Consider the following 12,017-nt stretch of genomic DNA (forward strand, 5'->3'; position numbering starts at 1 on the left):
TAGGCTCTATTTATTGGAAATCTTGCATGTTCCAGTTGCCAATATCTGCAGCTGGACCTTCTCCACCCTCTTGGCCATCTGCGCCTAGAGTGAAGATATCAATCGTACCGTTATCGCCTGGGCTTAGGTACTGGTACTGGTTACCCCAAGGATCATTAGGAAGACGTTTGATGTAACCGCCATCACGGTAGTTGCGAGGCTCTGGGTTAGAAGGCTTGCTAACTAATGCTTCCAGGCCTTGGTCTGTCGTTGGGTAAACGCTGTTATCCAACTTGTACATATCTAGGGCATTTTCCAGCGCTACGATGTCCGTAATCGCTTTTTGTTGGTCAGCCTTCTCTTTGTTACCCAATAGGTTTGGAACAACGAAACTTGCCAAAATACCAAGGATAACGACAACAACCATCACTTCTAAAAGTGTGAAACCGTGTTGTTTACTACGCTTAAATTTCATTTTTTTCTCCGAAAGTTAGATTCAAGCCATGCCGTAAGTAGACACGTCTTAATTCGAATTTATCCGCTCATCAAGTTATTCATTTCTAGCATTGGCATCAAGGTCGCCATCACAATAAACAACACTAATCCAGCCATTAAGGCAATTAATGCCGGAGTAAATACACCTAGCGCAATATTGACTGTAGATTCAAAGTTTTGATCTTGGTTATCGGCAGCACGCGTCAACATGCTCTCCAATTCACCACTTTGCTCACCACTGGCGATCATGTGTAGCATCATTGGTGGAAACAGACGAGTTTGATCCAACGCCTTACGCAGGCTGGCACCTTCTCGAACGTTATCCGCAGCAAGCAATACTTGCTGCTTCACATAGCGATTAGACATAACATCCACCGCAACGCGCATGCCTTCTAGAATTGGGATCGCACTGGAAGTACAAATCGAAAGTGTTCGTGCGAATCGTGCGGTATTCAAACCTCGAGAGATTTTGCCTAATAGCGGTAGGCTCAAGATTTTTCTATCCCAAGCTAAGCGAAAGTCTGGTTTTTGCAACGCCAGTTTGAGCCCATAGAAAAACACCACCAGCACGACGAAGATGATAAGCCCCCAATCTTGCACAAACTCACTGGCTGCCAATAAGAACTGCGTTGACTGAGGTAACTCTTGTCCCATCTGAATGATTGGCTCAATGATTTTGGGTACCACTGTCGCTAATAAGAAAGAAACAATAACAACCGCAAACACCACTAAAACCACCGGGTAGATCATGGCTTGAAGCAGTTTGGAACGCATCTTCTGACGGTTTTCGACGTAGTCCGCCAAACGCTCTAATACCGTATCAAGATGGCCTGACTTTTCACCCGCCGCAACCATGGAGCGATAGAGTTCATCAAACACGTGTGGGTAATCAGCAAAGCTGTCGGCGAGCGGATAACCCTCGGTTACTTTCGAGCGAACCGCAGCCAGCATAGAACGAATTCTCGGCTTTTCAGCCTGCTCAGAGACAGCACGCAAACATTCTTCCAAAGGCATACCTGATTGGACTAACGTGGACAATTGACGTGTGATTAGTGCCAGCTCAGATGTTGAGATGCCGCGCTTAAAGCTGACTGAGCCTGAAGACTTAGCCGATTTAGCTTTCGTCTCAACCACTTCAATCGGGATCATCCCTTGCTCTTTGAGTCGCTGGCGCACTTGTCGGGCATTGTCCCCTTCTATCGTGCCTTTTTTATGCTTGCCTTTTGCATCTAGCGCTTTGTACTCAAATGCCGCCATTAGGTTTCCTTCGTCACTCGCATCACTTCTTCAAGTGACGTAATACCACGACGTACTTTGCTTAGACCATCACTGCGAATACTTGGCGTATGGGCGCGAACAGCTCTCTCAATTTCTTGCTCACCAGACTCTCGGTGAATCAATTCTTGCACTTGCTCATCGACCATAATGAGCTCGTGGATACCTGTTCGACCTCGGTAGCCTTTTTGGTTACACGCTTCGCAGCCTTTAGCACGGTGTAGCTCTAGTGGTTCATGCGCTTCCATACCAAACAGTTTCTTCTGTTCAGCATCGGCTTCATACGGTTCTTTGCAACTCGGGCAAAGCGTACGAACCAAGCGCTGTGCTAACACACCCAATAACGATGAAGAAATAAGGAATGGTTCAATGCCCATATCGCGTAGACGCGTGATCGCACCAACAGCGGTGTTGGTGTGAAGGGTCGACATTACTAAGTGACCCGTTAAGGACGCTTGCACTGCAATTTGTGCGGTTTCTAAGTCACGGATCTCACCGACCATCACCACATCAGGGTCCTGACGCAGAATAGCACGCAAGCCACGCGCAAAAGTCATGTCGACCTTCGGGTTCACCTGAGTCTGACCGATGCCATCAATGTCAAATTCAATCGGGTCTTCAACCGTTAAGATATTGCGTTCGTTACTGTTGATCTCTTGCAAGCCAGCGTACAAAGTCGTCGACTTACCAGAACCCGTCGGGCCGGTGACCAAGATAATACCGTGAGGACGCTGAATAAGATGACGGAAATTGTCGTGCACGGAAGGCGTCATACCTAAGCTATGCAAATCGAGACGCGTCGCGTTTTTATCCAACAGACGCATAACTACTCGCTCACCATGTGACGACGGCATTGTAGAAACACGCACATCAACCGCACGACCACCAATACGCAGCGAGATACGACCATCTTGAGGTACACGCTTTTCTGCAATATCCAGCTTCGCCATGACCTTCACTCGCGACACTAACAGTGGTGCAAGCTTACGACTTGGAGTGAGCACTTCACGCAATACGCCATCGACACGGAAACGAATCGAAAGGGTTTTCTCGAAAGTTTCGATATGAATATCCGACGCCCCTTCTTTAATTGCTTCACCCAACATCGCATTGATCAACTTAATGATTGGTGCATCGTCTTCTGACTCTAGCAAGTCTTCATCATGCGGCAGCTCTTCAGCCAATGAGAAAAAGTCGTCGCTATCGGCACCGATGTCTTCCATCAATTGACGCGCTTCAGACGAGTCACGTTGATAGGCTTCGGTCAGCTTTTTATCAAAGGCTTCTTTATCGATAGGCTGCGGTACGAAGCTTTTCTTCAGCACACGACGGACTTCGACCAGAGCCGCTGGGTTGAGCGGCTCGACATAGTAAAGAATGGGCGGACGCTCAGGATGCTCTGTCTCCAGCACCAGTTTAAAGCGATTGGCAAAACTGAATGGCAGACGACGCATACTTGGCGCTGTGTCTAACATATCAACCATTAGTTATTTTCCATCTGATCAATAAACGCTTGGATCTCGGTTGGGTGCTGACGCTCCTGACCAAAGGCCGGCATGACTGGGATCTTCTCGTCAGCCATCAACTTCAATCCTTGATCCGCTTTGTAGAGCTGCTCTGCGCGAATAAAGTTGTATTTGCGCTGTGTAATGCCGTCTGCGGTCATACCATCACGAATAATCGTCGGCTTGATGAACACCATCAAGTTACGCTTTTCTGTTTGCGTGCTGGTTGATTTGAACAAATGACCAAGCACTGGGATGTCACCCAGTAGCGGTACTTTTGACTCACTTTCGAGTGCACGTTCATCAACCAAGCCACCAAGAACCAGCATCTGACCATCTTGGATCATGACTGAGGTATTTAGCTGACGCTTAGCAAAGCGAACGTCAACCGCACCGTTAGCCCCCAACACATTGGACACTTCTTGCTCGATATTTAACTGAACAGAGTCACCTTCGTTAATTTGTGGCACAACCTTAAGCTTGATGCCCACTTCTTTACGATCAACCGTTTGGAATGGATTGTCGTTGTTTGAGCCAGCAGTAGAACCTGTGATAACAGGCACTTCTTCACCAACAATAAATGATGCTTCACCATTATCCATTACAGTGATACTTGGAGAAGATAGAATGTTTGAGTTGGAGTCGGTCGCTACCGCGCTGACCAAAGCAGTCCAGTCACCCATCACGATGCTCATCGCAGCACCGTTAACACCGCTCAGTGCCGATGCAAGAGTAGAATAGTCACCAGATTCAGTAACATCATATGGCGTTCGTTCGCCATTCGCATTTGTGTAGTATTCAGTTCGAGTTTGATCTTTTGCTTCTTCTAGACCAACCATTACCTGACCAATCGGTGCACCAGAGTTACCGTACTGAATCACCGCACCGGTTTCCAGTGAGCCCCACTGAACACCTAAGTTAATGCCGTCACCTTCTGACATTTCAACGATCAGCGCCTCAATCAAGACTTGAGCACGACGAATATCAAGCTGAGCAATAACATCTTGTAGCGCATTCATGATATCTGGTGGAGCCGTTAATACTAAGGCATTGGTCGCTGCGTGCGCAGCAATCACCACTTCACCACGCTGGGCACCTGACGCTTTCTGGCCGACTTGCTTTTCAGCTTGTAGGTTATCGGAGACACCTTTTAGTACATCCACCAAATCTTCAGCTTTCGCGTTCTTCAGGTAAACCACACGGTTGTTACCTTTGGTCGCCATTTCAACGTCAAGTTGACGAATCAATCGCTTCAGACGCGCACGTACTTTAGGATCGCCAGAAATCAAAATCGCGTTGGTGCGTTCATCGGCAACAATTTTAGGCTCAAGGAACTCAGGCGTGCTCTTCTGATTGGTGCTTTTATTCAGTGCTTCAACAATACGCACCATTTCGGCAGCAGAAGCATTGCGCAGTTCCACCAGCTCAATTTCTTTATCACCCGCTTGGTCAACACGCTTAATGATTTCTGCTAAGCGATTTACGACCGCCGCACGACCTGTGATTAAGATGATGTTCGCAGGATCGTAGTGAACTACGTTACCAGCACCAGCATTATCAATCAGTTGACGAAGTAGAGGCGACAACTCACGAACCGACACATTACGCACTGCAACAACTCGAGTGATAACGCTGTCGCCTTGCGCGCTGCCATCACCTAATACAGGGATTGCTGACGTTTTTGAGTCTTTCGCTTTGATAACCTTAAGTACACCGTTGTCCATTTCTACGACGGCGTAGCCGTATACTTCGAGTACGTTAAGGAAAAAGCTGTAGTATTGCTCTTCGTTAAGCACGTCATAGCTGCGGACATCGATTTTACCGCGCACTGAAGGGTCAACAATGATGGTCTTTTCGAGATTACGACCCACTATGTTGATGAATTCTTGAATATCAGTGCCTTTAAAGCTGGCACTAAATTCGTTTGCTATTGCACCTGGGACGCAGAGTAAACTTCCTGCTAGTAGCCAAGCACTTTTGCTGAACCAATGTTTCACGTATGTCTCCCTGAACTTACGCCGGTTGCCTAAGTCTTACAATTGGATATAGATATCGTACTGTTGGCCGTCGCGCTCAACAGTTAAATTTAATTCTTGCGGATCGCTCATCACTTGCATCAGTTGTACTGAAGAAGACGGGTCGCTTAAATCGATCCCGTTAAGTTGCACCGCAATATCACCAGGTTCTAGACCCACATCATTAAACAGCGCGGCATCACGACCAGGTGACACTCGATAACCAACAATGCCCCCGTCTCTTTTGACGGGTGAAATGGTGATGTATTTGAAAACGCTTTGTGGATCTTTCGCAATTTCCTCTCGGATTTGCTCTAATTTTTCTCCAACGTCAGACGTTGATTCTGCTCGTTGAGATTGGGCTCTGGCTATCTGCGGCGATTCAGATAGCTTCTTATATTCTATACCCTGCATCATTAAGGTCTCGTCTCGACCTTGGTTATCAATGATGACGCGATCCACTAATACGGCTTTTAGTGTCGCACGCGTACCTTCAATTTCTTCACCTAAACCATACGTTGCTTGCTTGCCACGGTTGGCAATGACAGCAAGGCTGGTATTCGCATCACTGCTTGCAACCGCGCCAACCAGTGTAAGGTTAAGGCGCGTCTTAGGAGCGTCTTTAACAACAGGTTGTTCTACAACTGCAGGCTTTTGTTCAGTGAATTTACCGAATAGGTTGGCATTCTGAAGGGCATTAAAATCTATCGCGTCGCCTTTATTGCTCGCAACAACGCTGCTCGTCGATGGACGCCATTGCGGCACTTCCGACGATTGAGGTATGGCTAACCATACAATTTTGCCAAGTATCCATCCGGTTATCGCAATAAACAGACAGGTGAGCAACAAGCTAAGTTTGGCTTGAATTGTATAATTATTGGACTTGATCTGAGCCAGTAGCGGTCTGCTTGATAATCCTGCACTTAGCTCTAAACGTTTCACTGAATGGATTCCTTTATTCTAACGTTCGTCATGTAAGCTATAACAATAGCTATCGACTTTAAATTGCTAAATTTGCAATAAAATTATTACTCAACAAAGAGCAGTGAACTATATCACAAGTTGTCTTTCATACCTTTTTCTTATGCAGTTTTTGCCAACTCCCTTGAAAAAAATACGCCTTGACTCCATCTGTAGGTGAATAATCCATCACTCATTGCCATATTCGGGCAGTGATTAGATAGCGTAGTGTTCTATGAGTTCCCTAAATGAAGCCGTTAGGCTAGATAAATGGCTATGGGCCGCAAGATTTTATAAAACCCGCTCTATCGCTCGTAACATGGTCGATGGTGGTAAAGTCCACTATAATGGCCAACGAAGCAAACCGAGTAAAATCGTTGAAGTGGGCGCCGAAGTAAGACTTCGTCAAGGCAACGAAGAAAAAACGGTGATCATCGAAAAAATTTCTGATCAACGCCGAGGCGCTCCCATCGCACAGACCTTGTATCGCGAAACTAATGAAAGTATAGCGAAACGTGAGGAACACGCGACTCAACGTAAGCTTAATGCCCACAACCCAAGTCCAGAACGCCGCCCAGATAAAAAGCAGCGCAGAGACATCATTAAGTTCAAACACCAATAAAAGCCGGAATTACCAACGAGGAAAGCACTCCATGGCAAATAATGTTTTAAACCGCTACCTATTCGAAGATCTTTCAGTACGTGGCGAGTTGGTACAATTGGATGAAGCGTACCAACGTGTTATCTCCAGCAAGGAATATCCGGCAGCAATAGAGAAACTGCTGGGTGAGCTACTCGTTTCAACCACTCTTTTAACTGCCACTCTTAAGTTCGAAGGCTCAATCACCATTCAGCTACAAGGCGACGGCCCTGTATCTCTTGCCGTTATCAACGGTGACCACAAGCAACGCGTTCGTGGCGTGGCTCGCTGGGAAGGCGATATTGCCGATGATGCAAGCCTCCACGATCTCATGGGCAAAGGTTACCTCGTTATCACTATCGAACCGAAAAACGGTGAGCGTTACCAAGGTGTCGTTGGATTAGAAGGTGATACTCTAGCCGACGTACTAGAAGGCTACTTTGCAAACTCAGAGCAGCTAAAAACGCGTCTATGGATCCGCACGGGCGAGCATGAAGGTAAAGCCCACGCAGCAGGTATGTTGATTCAAGTAATCCCTGATGGCACTGGTTCACCAGATGATTTCGAGCATCTAGAGCAACTGACTGACACGGTAAAAGATGAAGAGCTATTTGGTCTAGAAGCTAACGAACTACTATACCGCCTATATAACCAAGACAAAGTGCGCCTTTACGAACCGCAACCTGTCGAATTCCATTGTGGCTGTTCTCGTGATCGTAGTGGTGCCGCTATCATCACCGTTGAGAAAGCTGAAATTTATGACATTTTGGCTGAAGTAGGATCCGTTTCTTTACATTGTGATTACTGTGGCACGACCTATACGTTCGACGAAGCAGAAGTCACCGAGCTGTATGCACAAGCTTCTGCGGACAAGAAAACACTGCATTAATTTACATAGCTTATCAAGCACGTAATTTACCCTACAAAATGCCAGCTTAATGCTGGCATTTTTGTGATCAACCCCTCGTAATGCCTCGCTTCAAGCGTAATAAAACAACTGCTTAATTTTAAACAATTAATAATGATTTTGCCCTAGCGCAAAGGATTGCGTGCACGATAAACTATTCCCACCAATATGTGACGGGTTACCTAAAACCTTATTGAAATCATGGATAAATTTTGAGCTATCTCCCTGTTTTCTCCCCGCCCCGTTGCTAGCATGGTGAGCAGATTAAAATTAAAACATTCTTACAAAATCCCTACAAAAATCCTTATAAGGAGCACCTATGACCGTTATGGAACATACTAAGGCTGCAACACTTGATCTAACCAAGCACGGACTGCATAACGTTAAAGAGGTTATTCGCAACCCTAGCTACGAAATGTTGTTTGAGGAAGAAACGCGTGAAGACCTAACAGGTTATGAGCGTGGCGTGGTTACTGAACTAGGTGCGGTTGCCGTTGACACTGGCATCTTTACTGGTCGCTCACCAAAAGATAAATACATCGTCAAAGACGCTACGACAGAAGAGCATATGTGGTGGACGTCTGATCAAGTAAAAAATGACAACAAACCAATCACTCCAGAAGTGTGGGACGAGCTGAAAGAACTGGTCACAAACCAGCTTTCTAACAAACGCTTGTTTGTTGTTGACGGTTACTGTGGTGCAAACCCAGATACGCGTTTGAGCATTCGTGTTATCACGGAGGTCGCATGGCAAGCGCACTTCGTTAAAAACATGTTTATCCGCCCAACGGAAGAAGAATTGGCAACATTTGAACCAGACTTCGTGGTAATGAATGGCGCAAAATGCACTAACCCAAAATGGGAAGAGCAAGGTCTGAACTCAGAAAACTTCACCGTATTTAACCTAACCGAGCGCATGCAACTTATCGGTGGTACTTGGTACGGCGGTGAGATGAAGAAAGGCATGTTCGCAATGATGAACTACTTCCTTCCTCTAAAAGACATCGCATCAATGCACTGTAGCGCTAACATGGGCAAAGACGGCGACGTAGCGGTATTCTTTGGTCTCTCTGGTACGGGTAAAACCACACTATCGACTGATCCTAAACGTGCGTTAATTGGTGATGATGAGCACGGTTGGGATGATGACGGCGTCTTCAACTTCGAAGGTGGTTGTTACGCGAAAACCATCAAGCTATCGAAAGAAGCGGAGCCAGACATCTACAACGCAATTCGCCGTGATGCACTGCTAGAAAACGTAACGGTACGTAGCGATGGTTCTATCGACTTTGATGATGGTTCGAAAACAGAAAACACTCGTGTTTCTTACCCTATCTACCATATCGACAACATCGTTAAGCCAGTATCAAAAGGCGGTCACGCGAATAAAGTGATCTTCCTATCAGCGGACGCATTTGGTGTGCTACCTCCAGTGTCTAAATTGACACCTGAGCAAACTAAGTACCACTTCCTATCTGGCTTTACTGCAAAATTGGCAGGAACAGAGCGTGGTATTACTGAGCCAACACCAACCTTCTCTGCATGTTTTGGCGCAGCGTTCCTAACGCTTCACCCAACTAAATACGCAGAAGTACTGGTTAAACGTATGGAAGCAGCAGGCGCTGAGGCTTACCTAGTGAACACAGGTTGGAACGGCACTGGCAAACGTATCTCGATTCAAGATACGCGCGGAATTATTGATGCGATTCTTGATGGTTCGATTGAAGATGCACCAACTAAGCACATTCCTATCTTCAATCTTGAAGTACCGACTTCACTACCAGGTGTGGATCCAAGCATTCTAGACCCTCGTGACACATACGTTGATCCACTTCAGTGGGAAAGCAAAGCGAAAGACTTGGCTGAACGCTTTATCAATAACTTTGATAAATACACGGACAATGCGGAAGGTAAATCTCTGGTTGCCGCTGGCCCTCAGATTGATTAAGTCGAGTAACAACGACGTCGCGTAAACCACAGTGATAAGTGGGCAGCCACTTATCACTTTTACGTAGACCAAGTTACAAAAAACCGCTTCAAGCCCCTCTTTTGAGGGGCTTTTTATTGAATACCGCAGAATATTGATACAAGCTAAAGCCTATCTAGTTTTATTTAATAGCAAACGTAGGTTCTAGCAGGGATGAAAACAGCGCGTCGATTTCTAATTCTGTTACTGGTTATCTTAGTTGCCATTCCGGCCACTACGATTGCGCTGTTAACAACATCTTACGCCGATGCAACTTGGCGTCTGCTATCAAACAGCATTTCCTTGCCCTTTCAAGCAGAAAGCGTGCGTTACGATTTTCCCTACCACCTAACTTTACAGGGTGTGAACACAAGCGTAGACGACGGCTCTTACATCGAGCAAGTCGATTTATGGATGAATCCCGATGTTTATCGCGATGGTAAATGGATCGTTGATAGCTTATTGATTGATGGACTTAATTTGCAGTATGGCGCGCCAAAGCTCCCGCCTTTAGATAACGTTTTATTCCATCAAATCGCGCTCAAAAATATTGATTACGCCGACGAGCAGTTTTCTGGTAATGGCATTGACCTTCAAATTCAATCACCACAATGGAATGGCCAGTTAATACCATATGGCGAGGTTCAACTTGCAGCCGACCAGATCTATTGGAATGGCGAAGCCTTTAATCAGGTCTTGGTCGACATGGACTACAAACCGCAAGACAGTACGCTCTATGGCACCTCATTTAACTGGCGTAACAGTCAAATTTCAGGGCAAGGCGAGCAGTATCCACAAGGCTGGTCTTTAGTGAATGTGACCATCAATAAGTTGCAACTCAATGATACCCAGCTCCAATCACTGCTTGCTAAGCCTTGGCAAGCAATACCATTCAAGATTAATCACATTAATAGCTTAGACTTACTGAACGCCGATATTGAATGGGGCGATTGGCACTGGCAAAACTTAGAGCTCTCCGTAGAAAACGCCACACTGCCACTATCTCTCTGGGAGACAACGGCTCAAGTTTCATTGCAGGCGGATAGCGTCCAATTCCAACAGCAAACCGCAATAGAGCCTCGTTTAAGTGCTGCTATAGAGCCTGGAAAAATCCAGCTCAACGATCTCAGCTTAGATTGGCAGCAAGGTCGTGTGCAGGTCTCTGGGGGGTTCACTCCAACGCAATGGCAACTCGAAGAAGCCTCCATTCAAGGCCTCAAGTGGGCAATACAACCTGAAGATAACCAAAACTGGTGGCACGCCGCCATCAGTAAGTTAGATCATGTCACAATCCAACGACTCGACATCGAGCGCAGCCAAATCATTCAGCTATCTCACGAACCTTATTGGCAGTTCTCCGGTTTAAACATCGAAGGGCAGCAGCTTGATCTTAAACATGTCAATCAACGTTGGGGCCTTTGGCATGGCGATCTGGAAGCTAGCGTTATCAACGCCAGTTATAACCAAGTGCTCACGTCTCATGCTGCACTTGCCATGCAAAGTGAGAATGGCTTTTGGAAACTGACACGCCTTTTTGCACCACTCGAGCAAGGCTACGTAGAAGGCATCGGACAGATAGACCTAAGTACTCCGAGCCAGCCTTGGGCACTCAACCTCAATGCCGATGGCATTCCCTTATCACTCTTCCACGATTATTTACCCGACACACTGGCTATTGATGGTTTTTCCGATCTCAGCCTCGATCTACAAGGGTTATCAGGTGATCGCAACATGCTGGCCTACAGCTTATCGGGTGAAGTGGAAGCCAACCTACGAGATACCCGTTTAAAGTCCCAAGCGAATCATTCTCTCAAAGCCATTACCTTAAGTCCGCTGCGTTTAACCGCACAACGAGGGGAAGTCGCCATAGAACCAGTCACCATTTCAGGGAAAGCTATGAGTGGTAGGGTTTGGGGCGAGTTTGATATGGCCAACAACCCGCTAAGTGGCATTATTTATCAATGGAAAGAGTCGTGCGGGAGCGTTGAAGGCGATCTACTCAGTGGCGAAATCCATCATAATGAGTGTTTAAAAGCACCAGCTCCAAAAGAACCGGCTGATGTTGAAAGCACTCCACAAATAAGTGAATCAGCCATGGAGCAGCCAACTGCGATCGATAACATCAATGTGGAGATTCAAGAGGAAGAATTTTCCGAAGAAATTGTCGAAGAAGACGAAGCATCTGTCACTGATCCCACCGCAGAGGAACAAATCCTCCCACCGACAGAGCGAGAAAACGAAACAGATAAGCGCCCTACAGATCAGTAAGGCGCCC

General features: G+C 46.4%; 9 protein-coding genes. 4 read left to right on the forward strand and 5 right to left on the reverse strand.

The genetic code is table 11. From position 1 onward, the window contains the following. Nucleotides 1–10 precede the first annotated feature (10 nt). The 5 genes from gspG to gspC are packed head-to-tail and all read right to left on the reverse strand — an operon-like array spanning nucleotide 11 to nucleotide 6,211. Complete coding sequence (gene gspG / locus FR741_RS14730) at nucleotides 11–454, reverse strand: type II secretion system major pseudopilin GspG (RefSeq protein WP_005394985.1); 444 nt, start codon at nucleotides 452–454, stop codon at nucleotides 11–13. 59 nt (nucleotides 455–513) lie between these two features. Then, nucleotides 514–1,731, reverse strand: a complete 1,218-nt coding sequence (gene gspF, locus FR741_RS14735; RefSeq protein WP_005394987.1) for a type II secretion system inner membrane protein GspF — start codon at nucleotides 1,729–1,731, stop codon at nucleotides 514–516. After that, complete coding sequence (gene gspE / locus FR741_RS14740) at nucleotides 1,731–3,233, reverse strand: type II secretion system ATPase GspE (RefSeq protein WP_005394994.1); 1,503 nt, start codon at nucleotides 3,231–3,233, stop codon at nucleotides 1,731–1,733. Before gspE ends, gspF begins: the two co-directional genes overlap by 1 nt. Next, nucleotides 3,233–5,251 carry a type II secretion system secretin GspD gene (gene gspD, locus FR741_RS14745; RefSeq protein WP_005394995.1) on the reverse strand — a complete coding sequence of 673 codons (2,019 nt, stop codon included), beginning with the start codon at nucleotides 5,249–5,251 and terminating at the stop codon, nucleotides 3,233–3,235. Before gspD ends, gspE begins: the two co-directional genes overlap by 1 nt. Before the next feature lie 36 nt (nucleotides 5,252–5,287). Further along, nucleotides 5,288–6,211, reverse strand: a complete 924-nt coding sequence (gene gspC / locus FR741_RS14750) for a type II secretion system protein GspC (protein WP_048624610.1) — start codon at nucleotides 6,209–6,211, stop codon at nucleotides 5,288–5,290. A gap of 253 nt (nucleotides 6,212–6,464) precedes the next feature. Here gspC and hslR point away from each other — a divergent pair, with 253 nt between their 5' ends. The 4 genes from hslR (at nucleotide 6,465) to FR741_RS14770 (ending at nucleotide 12,010) form a co-directional block, all read left to right on the forward strand. Then, on the forward strand, nucleotides 6,465–6,851 hold the full coding sequence (gene hslR, locus FR741_RS14755) for a ribosome-associated heat shock protein Hsp15 (protein WP_031780440.1): 387 nt from the start codon (nucleotides 6,465–6,467) through the stop codon (nucleotides 6,849–6,851). 31 nt (nucleotides 6,852–6,882) lie between these two features. Beyond that, entirely contained in the window at nucleotides 6,883–7,758 is an 876-nt protein-coding gene (gene hslO / locus FR741_RS14760) for an Hsp33 family molecular chaperone HslO (RefSeq protein ID WP_046874147.1), read from the forward strand. Between the two features lie 337 nt (nucleotides 7,759–8,095). After that, a complete protein-coding gene (gene pckA / locus FR741_RS14765; RefSeq protein WP_005395000.1) occupies nucleotides 8,096–9,724 on the forward strand; it encodes a phosphoenolpyruvate carboxykinase (ATP) in 1,629 nt (542 codons plus the stop codon). Nucleotides 9,725–9,916: 192 nt separating this feature from the next. Further along, nucleotides 9,917–12,010, forward strand: coding sequence for an AsmA family protein (locus tag FR741_RS14770; RefSeq protein ID WP_167427030.1), 2,094 nt, complete (start codon nucleotides 9,917–9,919; stop codon nucleotides 12,008–12,010). Nucleotides 12,011–12,017: the final 7 nt, after the last annotated feature.

Source organism: Vibrio diabolicus, assembly GCF_011801455.1.
Taxonomy (GTDB): domain Bacteria; phylum Pseudomonadota; class Gammaproteobacteria; order Enterobacterales; family Vibrionaceae; genus Vibrio; species Vibrio diabolicus.